The following is a 13678-nucleotide window of genomic DNA, read 5'->3' on the forward strand; positions in this document are numbered from 1 at the left end:
CAGCCGCTGCAAGGCGCGCGCAACATGAGCATGGAATCGCTTTACGAGTATGGCAGCCGTGCCGGCGTCTGGCGGATTCTGAAGCTGTTCAAGGAATTCGACATTCCGCTGACCATCTTCGCCGTGGCCATGGCCGCCCAGCGTCACCCGGATGTGATCCGTGCGATGGTCGAGGCCGGCCATGAAATCTGCAGCCATGGCTACCGCTGGATCGACTACCAGTACATGGACGAAGCTCAGGAACGCGAGCACATGCTCGAAGCGATCCGCATCCTCACCGAAATCACCGGCGAGCGCCCACTGGGCTGGTACACCGGCCGCACCGGCCCGAACACACGTCGGCTGGTGATGGAAGAAGGCGGTTTCCTCTACGACTGCGACACCTACGACGACGACCTGCCCTACTGGGAACCGAACAACCCGACCGGCAAGCCGCACCTGGTGATCCCCTACACCCTGGACACCAACGACATGCGCTTCACCCAGGTCCAGGGTTTCAACAAGGGCGACGACTTCTTCGAATACCTCAAGGATGCGTTCGACGTGCTCTACGCCGAAGGCGCCGAAGCCCCGAAAATGCTGTCGATCGGCCTGCACTGCCGGCTGATCGGCCGTCCGGCGCGTCTGGCTTCGCTCAAGCGCTTTATCGAATACGCTAAAAGTCATGAACAGGTGTGGTTCAGCCGCCGCGTCGACATCGCGCGTCACTGGCAAGCAACCCACCCGTACCAAGGGGCCGCGAAATGAGCGCCTTTCAAACAGTGAAACCATCGACCTTGAGCCGCGACGCCTTCGTCAAAGCCTTCGCCGACATCTACGAACATTCGCCATGGGTGGCCGAGAAGGCCTTCGACCTGGGCCAGGACGCCTCGATCGACGAGATCGAAACCCTGCACCAGCGCATGAGCGACATCCTGTTGAGTGCCGATCAGCAAAGCCAACTGGCCCTGATCAACGCTCACCCGGACCTGGCCGGCAAAGCCGCCGTCCAGGGCCAACTGACCGAAGCCAGCACCAATGAACAGGCTGGCGCCGGTATTCACCAATGCACGGCCGAAGAGTTCCAGCGCTTCACCGAGCTGAACGACGCCTACAAAGCCAAGTTCAAGTTTCCCTTCATCATGGCGGTAAAAGGCAGCAACCGGCATCAGATCCTCGCGGCGTTCGAAACGCGCATTCACAACTCGGCAGACACCGAATTCAAATGCGCGCTGGCGGAGATCAACAAGATCGCCCTGTTCCGATTACTGACCCTATAGCAAGCCTGGCCCGAGTACTTTCAAACGCAAACAGTACCCAGGGCCTTGCAAGCATCCCAAGCCAACTTATTAAAGGCAGACAAGAAGAATGAAAGCTTACGCCGTACCTTTCGAGAAGTTCGTCAACCTGGCCGACGCCCGTTTGGGCACCAAAATCATCTCGGTCACCGATGACTGGTTCGCAGACGCCAATCGTCTGTTCCAACCGACCCCGGCCGTGTGGAAGGAGGGCGTGTTCGATGACAACGGCAAGTGGATGGACGGCTGGGAGTCGCGCCGCAAGCGCTTCGAAGGCTACGACAGCGCGGTGATCCGCCTGGGCGTACCGGGCTCGATCAAAGGCGTGGACATCGACACTTCATTCTTCACCGGCAACTTCCCGCCGTCGGCGTCCCTGGAAGCCTGCTTCCTGGCCGAAGGCGAGCCGAACGAAAACACCCAGTGGGTTGAAGTGCTGTCCGCCGTCGAGCTGCAAGGCAATAGCCACCACTACCACGAAATCAGCAACGACCAGGCGTTCAGCCACTTGCGCTTCAACATCTACCCGGACGGCGGTGTTGCCCGTCTGCGCGTGTACGGCATTCCGTTCCGCGACTGGTCCGCTGTGGGCGACAACGAGCAAGTGGACTTGGCAGCAGCCCTCAATGGTGGCCGCGCCCTCGCCTGCTCCGACGAACACTTCGGCCGCATGAGCAACATCCTCAACCCGGGCCGTGGCATCAACATGGGCGATGGCTGGGAAACCGCACGTCGTCGCACCCCGGGCAATGACTGGGTGATCGTCGCGCTGGGGCACCCGGGCGAGATCGAGAAAATCATCGTCGACACCCTGCACTTCAAAGGCAACTACCCGGACAGCTGCTCGATCCAGGGCGCGTTCGTGAAAGGCGGCACCGACAGCCAGATCGAAACCCAGTCGCTGTTCTGGCGCGAATTGCTGCCAAGCCAGAAGCTGGAAATGCACGCCGAACACACCTTCGCCGAGCAGATCAAGGCACTGGGCCCAATCACCCACATCCGCCTGAACGTGTTCCCGGACGGTGGCGTCAGCCGCCTGCGCGTATTGGGCAAGGTTGCGAAGTAAGCGCTGAACCTGTGGCGAGGGAGCTTGCTCCCGCTGGGCTGCGAAGCGGCCCCAAAAAAGGGACTGCTGCGCAGTCCAGCGGGAGCAAGCTCCCTCGCCACAATAATCAACACAGAATTCAAGGTAAGAAGACCAGCATGCGCACATTGACGATTGAACCGCTGACCAAAGAAGCCTTCGCTCCTTTCGGTGACGTGATCGAAACCGACGGCAGCGATCACTTCATGATCAACAACGGTTCGACCATGCGCTTCCATAAACTGGCGACGGTGGAAACCGCTACGCCGGAGGACAAAGCGATCATCAGCATTTTCCGCGCCGACGCGCAGGACATGCCGCTGACCGTCAGCATGCTGGAGCGCCATCCGCTGGGCAGCCAGGCTTTCATTCCGCTGCTCGGCAACCCCTTTCTGATCGTGGTCGCGCCAGTTGGCGATGAACCTGTATCAGGCTTGGTCCGCGCCTTCGTCACCAACGGCAGGCAGGGCATCAATTACCATCGCGGCGTCTGGCACCACCCGGTGCTGACGATCGAAAAGCGGGATGACTTCCTGGTGGTTGATCGCAGTGGCACAGGCAATAACTGCGATGAGCATTTTTTCAAAGAGGATGAGCGTTTGATCCTCGCCCCCCACCAATAAGAGAAGGTCTGATCACTCGACAACAAGAGTGACAGGCGAGAGGTAAAGACTGTGGAAGCACATCTGTTGGAATGGCTGAACCTGAGCGTGCGCTGGGTTCATATGATTACTGGTGTGGCCTGGATCGGCGCATCGTTCTACTTCGTCTGGCTGGAAAACAACCTCAATCGGGTCAACCCGAAAAGCGGTCTGGCCGGTGATTTATGGGCGATCCACGGCGGCGGTATCTACCACCTGGAAAAATACAAACTGGCTCCACCGACCATGCCGGACAACCTGCACTGGTTCAAATGGGAAGCCTACTTCACCTGGATGTCGGGTATCGCGCTGCTGTGCGTGGTGTTCTACTCCAACCCGACGCTCTACCTGCTGGCTCCGGGCAGCACCTTGAGCGGTCCTGAAGGCGTGGCCATCGGCATCGGCTCGCTGTTCATCGGCTGGTTCGTCTACTCCTTCCTTTGCGACTCGGCCCTGGGCAAACGCCCTGCCCTGCTCGGCTTCATCCTGTTCGTCCTGATCATCGGCGCGGCCTATGGCTTCAGCAAGGTGTTCAGCGGTCGTGGTGCGTACCTGCACGTCGGCGCGATCATCGGCACCATCATGGTCGGCAACGTGTTCCGCATCATCATGCCGGCGCAACGGGCACTGGTTGCTGCGATTGCCGAGAACCGTACGCCGGATCCGGCCCTGCCGGCCAAAGGCTTGCTGCGTTCGCGTCACAACAACTACTTCACCTTGCCCGTGCTGTTCATCATGATCAGCAACCACTTCCCGAGCACCTACGGCAGCCAGTACAACTGGCTGATTCTGGCCGGGATCGCGGTGCTGGCGGTGTTGGTGCGTCACTACTTCAACACCCGTCACGACAGCCACAAATTTGCCTGGACCCTGCCGGTGGCAGCGGTGGGCATGATTTGCCTGGCGTACGTGTCCGGTCCGAAGCCGATGTCCAGCGCCCCCGAAGTAGCCAAGGCCCCTGCTGCCATCGAATACCAGCCATTGCCGGAAACTGCAGTGGGCGGTGGCTTGAAACCGGCCGAAGCCAAACCCGCAGAAACGCCTGCCGCCGCCCCGGCGCAAGCGACCAACGCCGGTCCGAGCTTTGACAAAGTGCACAGTGTGATTCAGGAACGCTGCTCGGTCTGCCACTCGGCCAAACCGACCAGCCCACTGTTCAGCGCAGCCCCGGGCGGAGTGATGTTCGACACCCCCGAGCAGATCCGCCAGAACGCCGCGCGGATCCAGGCTCAAGCCGTCGCCACTCAGATCATGCCACTGGGCAACATCACTCAGATGACTCAGCAGGAACGTGACCTGATCGGCGCCTGGATTGTGCAGGGAGCTCCGACCAACTAAGCAACACAAAAGCCTGTGACAAGCGGGCTTTTGTGGCAAGGGATGCTCCCGCCGGGCTGCGAAGCGGCCCCCTCTCTATCTGAAAAGAAGGGGACTGCTGCGCAGTCCAGCGGGAGCAAGCTCCCTCGCCACAGGTCTGCCTTATAAAAATCACAAGAATAAAAAAGATCCGAGGTGTTGCATGTCCGAGCTCTCCAAAGCACGCATCCCCGACGCACCCGCCATTCAGCGATTGCCCCTATTGCAACTGATTCTGGTCGGTCTGCAACATGTTCTGCTGATGTACGGTGGCGCCATCGCGGTGCCGCTGATCATCGGACAGGCCGCAGGCCTGAGTCGTGAAGAAATCGCCTTCCTGATCAACGCCGACCTGCTGGTCGCCGGCATCGCCACCATCGTTCAATCTCTTGGTATCGGCCCCATGGGCATCCGCATGCCGGTGATGATGGGCGCCAGTTTTGCCGCTGTCGGCAGCATGGTCGCCATGGCCGGCATGCCTGGCATTGGCTTGCAAGGCATCTTCGGTGCGACTATCGCTGCCGGCTTCTTCGGCATGCTCATCGCCCCGTTCATGTCCAAGGTCGTGCGCTTCTTCCCGCCTCTGGTGACCGGTACGGTCATCACCTCGATCGGTTTGTCGCTGTTCCCCGTAGCCGTGAACTGGGCCGGCGGCGGTGCGGATGCCGCGCAATTCGGTTCACCGATTTACCTGATCATCGCCGCGCTGGTGCTGGGTACCATTTTGCTGGTGCACCGCTTCATGCGCGGTTTCTGGGTCAACATTTCCGTGCTGATCGGCATGTGCCTGGGCTACGTGCTCTGTGGTGTGCTCGGCATGGTCGACCTCAGCGGCATGGCCCAAGCGCCATGGCTGCAATTCGTCACCCCGCTGCACTTCGGCATGCCGAAGTTCGAACTCGCGCCGATCCTTTCGATGTGCCTTGTCGTGGTAATCATTTTCGTCGAGTCCACCGGGATGTTCCTCGCGCTGGGCAAAATTACCGGCCAGGAAGTCTGCCCGCGAATGCTGCGCCGCGGCTTGTTGTGTGATGCCGGCGCGTCGTTTTTCGCAGGCTTTTTCAACACCTTCACTCACTCGTCCTTCGCCCAGAACATCGGCCTGGTGCAGATGACCGGCGTACGCTGCCGTTCGGTGACCATCGTCGCCGGCGGCTTGTTGATCGTCTTGAGCCTGTTGCCCAAGGCCGCATTCCTGGTGGCGTCGATTCCGCCAGCGGTATTGGGTGGCGCGGCGATTGCGATGTTCGGCATGGTTGCCGCCACGGGCATCAAGATTCTTCAGGAGGCCGACATCGGTGACCGTCGCAATCAGTTGCTGGTAGCGGTGAGCATCGGCATGGGCCTGATCCCGGTGGTCCGTCCGGAATTTTTTGCCCACCTTCCGCTGTGGATGAGCCCGATCACCCACAGCGGTATCGCCATGGCCACCCTCAGCGCGCTCACGCTGAACCTGCTGTTCAACATTCTTGGCGGCGCCGAGCGCGCGGCCATCAACGACTGCCACGCCCACTAAGACAGAAACGCCGCCCCTGTAGGAGCGAGCCTGCTCCGGGCGGCGTTCCGACGATGAACCCGAGAACACCGCGTTATCCAGATAACACGCGTAATCGTTGACGACCATCGTCGGAACGCCGCCCGGAGCAGTCTCGCTCTTACAGGGTAGGGGTTTGCTGCGCCTTGAAAATAACAACAAGAGGGAGCAACAGATGATTCGGACAACAACCAACCTGCTGTTGGGTGCTGGCCTGCTGGCTGCTAGCCAGGCCATGGCCGGCGATTTGCTGCTGTGGCAGACCAACAGCCTGAGCTATCTGTACGGCAAGGACTTCGCGGTCAACCCGTCGATTCAACAAACGATAACCTTTGAGCACGCCGACCGCTGGAAGTACGGCGACAACTTCATGTTCATCGACAGCACTTACTACAACGGCGAGAAAGACCGGAACAAAGGCGTCCACGCCTATTACGGCGAGTTCAGTCCGCGGTTGTCCCTCGGCAAAATCCTCGACCGCCGTTTCGAATTCGGTCCGATCAAGGATGTGCTGCTGGCCATGACTTACGAGAACGGCGAAGACGACACCGAGGCCTACCTGATCGGCCCCGGCTTCGACCTTGCGATCCCCGGCTTCAATTTTTTCACCTTGAACTTTTATAACCGCCACACCGAAGGTTCGCGCCCCGGCGACGACGTCTGGCAGATCACCCCGGCCTGGTCCTATACCGTGCCGCTGGGCAATTCGAGCCTGTTGATCGACGGTTACATCGACTGGGTTGTGGATAACGACCAGAACTCGCGCGGCACCTATCACGCCAACGTGCACTTCAACCCGCAGATCAAGTACGACCTGGGCAAAGCCCTCGGCTGGCGGGAGAAACAGGTGTACGTCGGCGCCGAGTACAGCTACTGGAAAGACAAGTACGGCATCGAAAACACCGCGAACTTCGATACCAATGAAAACACCACCAGCCTGCTGGTGAAGGTGCATTTCTAAAATGACCCGCAACCGTGCGCCACACCTGTCGTCGGTGCGCTGTTGCGGGGCACTTGAGACCTGGCCAAGGAGTCAGTATTCTCCGCGGCCGCCTGAATCCGCTTTAAAAAAAAGCCCGGATTTAATTCCTGACCAGAAAGCCAACTTATCCCGGCTCTGGACGGTATCAAGGCATCCCCATACCCCTCTCAATCGACTGTTTTTGAGCAGCCGAGCGGGAGTTTTTTTGCTTTTCGAATGCCTTGGCGCAGCTCTTGCTAACAGCATGAAAGCTGACCGATTGGATGAATATTTACCGCAACGAAAAAAGGCGCCACACCAGAGCGCCGACCTTAAAAAAATACGTGGAACACCTACTTTTTGGGAGCAACCGAATGAAACGTACGTGCACTAGCCTGATGCTGGCGGGATCCATGCTGGCGGGGGGTCAGGCGATGGCGGGCGATCTGCTGCAATGGCAGAACAACAGCCTGACTTATTTGTATGGCAAAGACTTCCAGGTCAATCCGCGCATCCAGCAGACGGTGACCTTCGAACACGCCGATGGCTGGAAATACGGCGATAACTTCTTCTTTATCGACAAGATTTTCTACAACGGCAAGGAAGACGGCTTCGCCGGTGAAAACACCCATTACGGCGAACTCAGCCCACGGCTGTCGTTCAACAAGATCTTCGACCAGAAAGTCGAATTCGGCCCGATCAAAGACGTGCTGCTGGCCATGACCTACGAGTTCGGCGAAAACGACACCGAGTCCTACCTGATCGGTCCGGGTTTCGATCTGGCCATTCCGGGCTTTGATTATTTCCAGCTGAACTTCTACAACCGTCACACCGAAGGCGGTCGCCCGGGTGATGACGTGTGGCAAGTCTCGCCAGTCTGGTCCTACACCGTCCCGGTCGGCGACTCGGACATCCTGATCGATGGTTTCATGGACTGGGTGGTCGACAACGACGTCAACGACAAAGGCGAATATCACGCCAACCTGCACTTCAATCCACAGATCAAGTACGACCTGGGCAAGGCGCTGAGCCTGGGAGAGAAGCAGTTGTACGTCGGTGTCGAGTATGACTACTGGAAGAACAAGTACGGGATTGAAGACAGCCAGGGCTTCAAGACCGATCAGAGCGTGACCAGTTTCCTGGTTAAGGTTCACTTTTAAGTAAAGCAAAAGACGGCTAAAACCTCCCTGTGGATAAAACTCCCACAGGGAGGAACATATATCAACTTCAACTCATACCCCTACCCTACTTTATTGAGGAACAGATACTTGATATGCAACTCAAAAGCAGAATAGACCAAACTATCTGCGTTTTCGGAGGCCATAGTACTTCGATAAATCTGATGACTATTGAATATATCAACCGCATCGCTATTACTCGTCACCACTTCAGTTCCAGCCACCATCTCTAAAACCCGTTTAAGCATATTATTTTTCAGCGCATTATCGACCTCTTTTAAAAAATTACCCGATTTTCCATCCAGTATTATTCGAGAGTTATCACGAGCCGCATTTAAATCATCCGAACCTACAAAATCATCCCTCTCAAAATCTGACTGTTTAATACTGGGAAAATACCAATAATCATCTGTCTCAGGCCCTTCTGCACTAATACCAGAAATTGTCCCAAGGTGGCTAACTTCGTGAGCAATCACAATCGACAGAAATTCAGTATCATTCAGAAAATTTTTATTGAAAAAAATCCTTCCATATTTATCATCCGTTCTAATTTTTGCAATTGACGTATCTCCTTCGGGAAAATCTAGTTTGACCATTTTATCCGCCCCCAGGCCAGAAGAATTTAGCTCCGACAACACTGCCCCTATGTCACGCCAAGCATCAACCACTCTGTCCTCGATACTTTTGTAATATTCACCAAAATAGGCGATTAAAATATCTTTACTTTCCTCCGGATAGTGCTTCACCATCTCCTGTGCACTGATCATAAAACTGTTTGCTTCAAACATACTTTCATTTACAAGGTCACGCTCAACCTGGGGAAATTTGTCAAGCCCACGAGCCAGTATAGAGTACCCTTTTCGGACAAAAGACCTTTCAATCTCATCGTCAGCCCCTTCATAAACACGACCGTCAAGATCATGGTTTTTCACTGGACTATTTTGAACAAAGTTAAATAGATTCAAACCATCGATACATCCCGCTGGATCCGCACTCACCCACCGCTGCAACCACGGCGCGTAATACCGATACCCATAATAATAAAGCCCCGTCGCATCTCGTTCTTTCCCCGAATAACGAATCGTCTTGTACTTGCCTTCAGTTTCGCTGGCACCCGCCCACAACGCCGTGCCGCCAAACGGGTAATAAACCTCCCGACTCAACACGCCACCCTGCTCGTCCAACTCCAGGGTGCTGGAGTTCAGATGATTGCTCAGGCAAAACCGCAGTTGATCGTTACGAACGTCACGAGGCAACTTCGTGACCCAGTGCAAGGTACGAACCTGACTGCGCCCGGCCTCGACACTGATGACATGCCGCTCTTCACCCGTTCCCGCATCACGGTGGATTTCCACCCCCGGCAAGTAGCGGACTTCCGCGCGTAATGTACGACTCGCAGTCTGGGTAAGTCGGACCTTTCGCAAACGATGCCCAGGACTGTCGTAGTAATAACACTCGGTGTCGTCGGGGCCGTCGTCACGCTTGACCAGCGTGACCCGGCTCAACTGATTGCGGATGTCCCAGCTCATCTTTTGCCCGCGCAACAACTCCAGCTGATTGCCATTGGCGTCGAACCCGTCCGCAAGACTTTCCTTATCCGCGACGCTGCGATTGCTTTGCAGCGAAGTAAACATTTCGAAGGTTTGCGCGCCGCTGTGATGACGGGTTTTCAGGTTGCAGGCGCAATCGTAATTGAAGGTCTGGGTGTAATTGCGCAACTGTTGGGGGTCCAGCGGCGTGGTGTGCCACGGCGGCAACGCAGGGCCGTAGCTCGGCTGAATGACCTCACTGCCGGTGGCTTCGATCAGTTGATAAAGACTGTCGTAGACATAGCAACAGAGCGGATCGACTCGCTGATTATTGAAATGACGCGTCAGTTGGGCCTTGTCTTCGATGCGGGTGATATTGCCGACCGGATCGTATACATAACTGAAATCCTGAACCGGGTTGCCCTCGGCATTGCAAGATTGCAGTTGCAACAAACGTCCATCTTCACCTGCATAACGGGTGATGGTAATCACACCATTTCCAGCGCGCTCGCTGACGCCAAAACCCATGGCGTCGTAGCGAATTTCACTGACCAGCAGGCGCGGTTCTTCTGAAGCACCTGCCAGCTTCAATCGAGTCTCACGTAACTGCCCGGCCCGGTCGTAAGCGAACGATCTGACGTTTTCCACGGCATCAGTCTGACTGCGCATGTCGCCCAAGGGACTGTACTGCTGCGTTGTCTCGAACACCTCGTCTTCCAGTCCGGCATCGGCGAACACAGGCGACTAATTCGGCGGATCCAGATCGCGCAAGAAGCGCATTCGCTCCGACAGCAGCAAACCACCCACACCGTATTCGCAGAGGCGGCGGCTGCCGGCCGGATGGTCATGACAGATCAGCTGCCCGCATTGGTTATGCAAGGCAAATTCATGATCGGCATCAGCATACGCGAACCGATCGGAAACACGCGCCGGTTCCCCCGCCATTTGTTCGGTGACAGTGATCGGACGCAGAAGCTCATCGTATTCAGTGTCACGTTGGCTACCGCGCCCGTCCCAGAAGCAACAGGTCGCATCCGCCTGATTCATTAAACTCAGCTGCCAACCGGCATCGACGCTCTCCACCAGCAGAGCCCGGCCTTGCAAATCAAAGGTAGTTTCAAGGTTCGGTTGCGGTGCCGTGCCCCACAATCGTGGATCCCAGGAGGACACCTGTCGTCCGGTTGCGTCAAAGTGATTGCGGGTGATGCGAGCCTCCATGGACGGGCTACTCGGATGACGGCAATAGGCGATATTTCGCACAGCCAAACCACGCGAATCCACCACCGACACGCTCGGTGTGTGCGCATCAATCCATTCTGCAGCCGCCATTTTCGAACCCTCTGCAAGAGGGCTTCAATCTGATAGGAGAAGCACGCAAACGTCTACTGTCACAACTGACAGTTCAATCGTTTTCAGATCCCGAAAGCCCAAGAAACCGCGCAAGCTCCCCGCGCTTGGCCAACGCATCGCGCCGCCCCAGATCAATCAACTCGCTGCAGTACCCCGCCTCGAACAGCAGATAACTCAACACGCCCGCGCCACTGGTCTTGGTCGCGCCCGGTCCGCGCAGAAACAGCCGCAATGCCGCCGGCAGTTCCTGGCGATGACGTGCAGCGATCTCGTCGATTGGCTGACTCGGTGAAATCACCAACACCTCGACCGGGGCCACGCCCAAGGTGCGCGTCGGTGTACCGTCAGGCATGAGGTGGCTGAACTGATTCAAGCGGCGCAACAACTCAATGTCGCTTTCCAGGCTGTCGATGAACGTACTGTTGAGCATGTGCCCACCGATTTGCGCCAGGGTCGGTTGCTGGCCGGTGTAGACACGTTGCAACGGATGCTCGGGGTCGACGCCTCGCGGGTTGCCGCTGACGCCCACCACCAGCACACGATTGGCGCCCAGGTGCAGCGCCGGGCTGATCGGTGCTGACTGCCGCACCGCGCCATCGCCGAAATATTCCTCGCCGATTTTCACCGGGGCGAACAGCAGTGGAATGGCTGAACTGGCCAGCAGGTGATCAACGGACAATTGCGCAGGAACGCCGATCCGGCGATGACGCAACCAGGCTTCGATTGTGCCGCCGCCCTGGTAAAACGTCACGGCCTGCCCCGACTCGTAACCGAATGCCGTCACCGCCACCGCCTTCAACTGCTTTTGTGCGATGGATTCGGCGATGCCGGTCATCTGCAACTTGTCGTTGAGCAAACGGCGCAGCGGCGAGCTGTCAAGCAGCGCAACCGGCACCTGAGCACCGAGGCCCAGCAAACTGTGGCTGATAAAGCGGCTGGCCTGATGGATGACGCCAGGCCAGTCGCTGCGCAGCACCAGGCGACTGCGAAAGCCCTGCCAGAAGACCGTCAAGCGTTCGATGGCAGCGCGAAAATCCGTGGCGCCGCTGGCCAGGCTGACTGCATTGATCGCCCCGGCCGAGGTGCCGACAATCACCGGAAACGGATTGTCCGCACCCAGGGGCAAAAGCTCGGCAATTGCCGCCAGCACGCCCACCTGATAGGCCGCCCGCGCCCCGCCACCGGAAAGAATCAAACCAGTTACCGGTTCAGCAGGACTCATTGCAACACTCCATGGTGTTATTGGGGGCGGCGGGTCAACCGCGTTTTGCGTAGAGCTTGGGCTCGCCCGGTGGACGACTCTTGAAGCGGCGGTGCGCCCACAGGTATTGCTCCGGACATTCGCGCAATACGCCTTCGATCCATTGGTTGATACGCAGGCAATCGGCCTCTTCGGTTTCGCCGGGGAAGCCTTCGAGCGGCGCATGGATGACCAGACGATAACCGCTGCCATCCGCCAGACGCTCCTGGGTGAACGGCACCACCAGCGCCTTGCCCAGCCGCGCAAACTTGCTGGTGGCGGTGACGGTTGCAGCCTGGATGCCGAACAGCGGCACGAAAATGCTTTGCTTGGCGCCGTAGTCTTGATCCGGCGCGTACCAGATCGCCCGCCCCGCACGCAGCAGCTTGAGCATGCCGCGCACATCTTCACGCTCCACCGCCAGCGAATCGAGGTTGTGGCGCTCACGTCCCTGGCGCTGGACGAAGTCGAACAACGGGTTCTTGTGCTCGCGGTACATGCCGTCGATGGTGTGCTGCTGGCCCAACAGCGCCGCACCGATTTCCAGGGTGGTGAAATGCACCGCCATCAGGATCACGCCCTTGCCTTCGCGCTGAGCCTGCTGCAAATGCTCCAGCCCTTCAATATGTGCCAGCTTCGCCAACCGCTCGCGCGACCACCACCAGCTCATGGCCATTTCGAAAAACGCGATGCCGGTGGAGGCGAAGTTTTCCTTGAGCAGGCGCTTGCGCTCGGCCGCGGACTTTTCCGGGAAACACAGCTCCAGATTGCGCTTGGCGATGCGCCGTCGGTCGCCCGCCACGCGATACATCAAGGCGCCGAGCGCGCGACCGAGCCACAACAATGCCGGATACGGCAACTGGACAATCAGCCACAACAGCCCCAAGCCACACCACAGCGGCCAGAAACGTGGAGAGAGAAAGGTTTTTCGAAAACGCGGGCGGTCCATTAATGCATCCGTTAAGACAATGGCCGCGCATTCTACATCGTTCGACCCGGCTTGCGGCCTGCGGGCGTTCTCGTTATAAGTCTCGGCACTTTTAGTGACAAGTCGTTGTATGCCGACCATGAGCCAAACCGAACCGCTAGACCAAGATCCCGTGTTCCAGCTGAAGGGCAGCATGCTCGCCATTACGGTGCTGGAACTGGCCCGTAACGACCTCGAGGGCCTCGACCGGCAATTGGCCGCCAAGGTCGCCCAGGCGCCTGGTTTTTTCAGCAATGCGCCGCTGGTACTGGCCCTGGACAAACTCCCGGCCAGCGAAGGTGCGGTCGATCTGCCGGGCCTGATGCGCGTCTGCCGCCAGCATGGCCTGCGCACCCTGGCGATCCGTGCCAGCCGCATTGAAGACATCGCAGCGGCCATCGCGGTCGATCTGCCGGTGCTGCCGCCCTCCGGTGCGCGTGAGCGTGCGCTGGACCTGAACGAAGGCGCCGTTGCAAAAAAACCGGAAAAACCGCCGGAGCCGACGATCAAACCGACCAAAATCATCACTTCGCCAGTACGCGGTGGCCAGCAGATTTATGC

General features: G+C 58.0%; 13 protein-coding genes. 9 read left to right on the forward strand and 4 right to left on the reverse strand.

The window, feature by feature from the left end:
- The 8 genes from puuE to D8U18_RS13860 form a co-directional block, all read left to right on the forward strand.
- A partial coding sequence (gene puuE / locus D8U18_RS13820) for an allantoinase PuuE (RefSeq protein WP_131107820.1) occupies nt 1-747 on the forward strand: 747 nt, incomplete at its 5' end.
- Nucleotides 744-1259 (forward strand): 2-oxo-4-hydroxy-4-carboxy-5-ureidoimidazoline decarboxylase, encoded by a 516-nt coding sequence (gene uraD, locus D8U18_RS13825; RefSeq protein WP_056853841.1) that lies wholly within the window; start codon nt 744-746, stop codon nt 1257-1259. The genes puuE and uraD, both read left to right, overlap by 4 nt.
- Nucleotides 1260-1347: 88 nt before the next feature.
- Nucleotides 1348-2343, forward strand: a complete 996-nt coding sequence (gene alc, locus D8U18_RS13830; RefSeq protein WP_131107821.1) for an allantoicase — start codon at nt 1348-1350, stop codon at nt 2341-2343.
- Nucleotides 2344-2480: 137 nt separating this feature from the next.
- A complete protein-coding gene (locus D8U18_RS13840) occupies nt 2481-2984 on the forward strand; it encodes an ureidoglycolate lyase (protein WP_056853843.1) in 504 nt (167 codons plus the stop codon).
- Nucleotides 2985-3035: 51 nt separating this feature from the next.
- A complete protein-coding gene (locus D8U18_RS13845) occupies nt 3036-4340 on the forward strand; it encodes a urate hydroxylase PuuD (RefSeq protein WP_130905393.1) in 1305 nt (434 codons plus the stop codon).
- A gap of 181 nt (nt 4341-4521) precedes the next feature.
- Nucleotides 4522-5874: a nucleobase:cation symporter-2 family protein gene (locus D8U18_RS13850; RefSeq protein ID WP_131107822.1), complete on the forward strand. Its 1353-nt coding sequence runs from the start codon at nt 4522-4524 to the stop codon at nt 5872-5874.
- 193 nt (nt 5875-6067) lie between these two features.
- Complete coding sequence (locus tag D8U18_RS13855) at nt 6068-6853, forward strand: outer membrane protein OmpK (RefSeq protein ID WP_056853846.1); 786 nt, start codon at nt 6068-6070, stop codon at nt 6851-6853.
- A gap of 374 nt (nt 6854-7227) precedes the next feature.
- Nucleotides 7228-8013: an outer membrane protein OmpK gene (locus tag D8U18_RS13860; protein ID WP_056853847.1), complete on the forward strand. Its 786-nt coding sequence runs from the start codon at nt 7228-7230 to the stop codon at nt 8011-8013.
- Between the two features lie 80 nt (nt 8014-8093).
- Here D8U18_RS13860 and D8U18_RS13865 read toward each other — a convergent pair whose 3' ends face one another.
- The 4 genes from D8U18_RS13865 to D8U18_RS13880 form a co-directional block, all read right to left on the reverse strand.
- Nucleotides 8094-10298, reverse strand: a complete 2205-nt coding sequence (locus tag D8U18_RS13865) for an RHS repeat-associated core domain-containing protein (protein WP_131107823.1) — start codon at nt 10296-10298, stop codon at nt 8094-8096.
- Between the two features lie 6 nt (nt 10299-10304).
- The gene (locus D8U18_RS13870; protein WP_131107824.1) at nt 10305-10889 is read right to left on the reverse strand and encodes a hypothetical protein; all 585 of its coding nucleotides are present in this window, start codon (nt 10887-10889) and stop codon (nt 10305-10307) included.
- A gap of 73 nt (nt 10890-10962) precedes the next feature.
- Entirely contained in the window at nt 10963-12132 is a 1170-nt protein-coding gene (locus D8U18_RS13875) for a patatin-like phospholipase family protein (RefSeq protein ID WP_056853849.1), read from the reverse strand.
- Nucleotides 12133-12166: 34 nt separating this feature from the next.
- Nucleotides 12167-13099: a lipid A biosynthesis lauroyl acyltransferase gene (locus tag D8U18_RS13880; RefSeq protein WP_056853850.1), complete on the reverse strand. Its 933-nt coding sequence runs from the start codon at nt 13097-13099 to the stop codon at nt 12167-12169.
- 118 nt (nt 13100-13217) lie between these two features.
- On the opposite strand from D8U18_RS13880, the gene minC reads away from it, so the two are divergent.
- Nucleotides 13218-13678: septum site-determining protein MinC (gene minC / locus D8U18_RS13885; protein ID WP_131107825.1), on the forward strand; the 461-nt coding region annotated here is incomplete at its 3' end.

Origin of the sequence: Pseudomonas sp. Sample_10, assembly GCF_004321495.1 — a bacterium.
Taxonomy (GTDB): Bacteria; Pseudomonadota; Gammaproteobacteria; order Pseudomonadales; family Pseudomonadaceae; genus Aquipseudomonas.

Bases quoted from the DNA above. Each gene is read 5' to 3' on its own strand.
- D8U18_RS13840 (WP_056853843.1), top strand. From the start codon at position 2,481: ATGCGCACATTGACGATTGAACCGCTGACCAAAGAAGCCTTCGCTCCT.
- alc (WP_131107821.1), top strand. From the start codon at position 1,348: ATGAAAGCTTACGCCGTACCTTTCGAGAAGTTCGTCAACCTGGCCGAC.
- D8U18_RS13860 (WP_056853847.1), top strand. From the start codon at position 7,228: ATGAAACGTACGTGCACTAGCCTGATGCTGGCGGGATCCATGCTGGCG.
- uraD (WP_056853841.1), top strand. From the start codon at position 744: ATGAGCGCCTTTCAAACAGTGAAACCATCGACCTTGAGCCGCGACGCC.
- D8U18_RS13880 (WP_056853850.1), bottom strand. From the start codon at position 13,099: ATGGACCGCCCGCGTTTTCGAAAAACCTTTCTCTCTCCACGTTTCTGG.
- D8U18_RS13875 (WP_056853849.1), bottom strand. From the start codon at position 12,132: ATGAGTCCTGCTGAACCGGTAACTGGTTTGATTCTTTCCGGTGGCGGG.
- D8U18_RS13855 (WP_056853846.1), top strand. From the start codon at position 6,068: ATGATTCGGACAACAACCAACCTGCTGTTGGGTGCTGGCCTGCTGGCT.
- D8U18_RS13850 (WP_131107822.1), top strand. From the start codon at position 4,522: ATGTCCGAGCTCTCCAAAGCACGCATCCCCGACGCACCCGCCATTCAG.
- D8U18_RS13870 (WP_131107824.1), bottom strand. From the start codon at position 10,889: ATGGCGGCTGCAGAATGGATTGATGCGCACACACCGAGCGTGTCGGTG.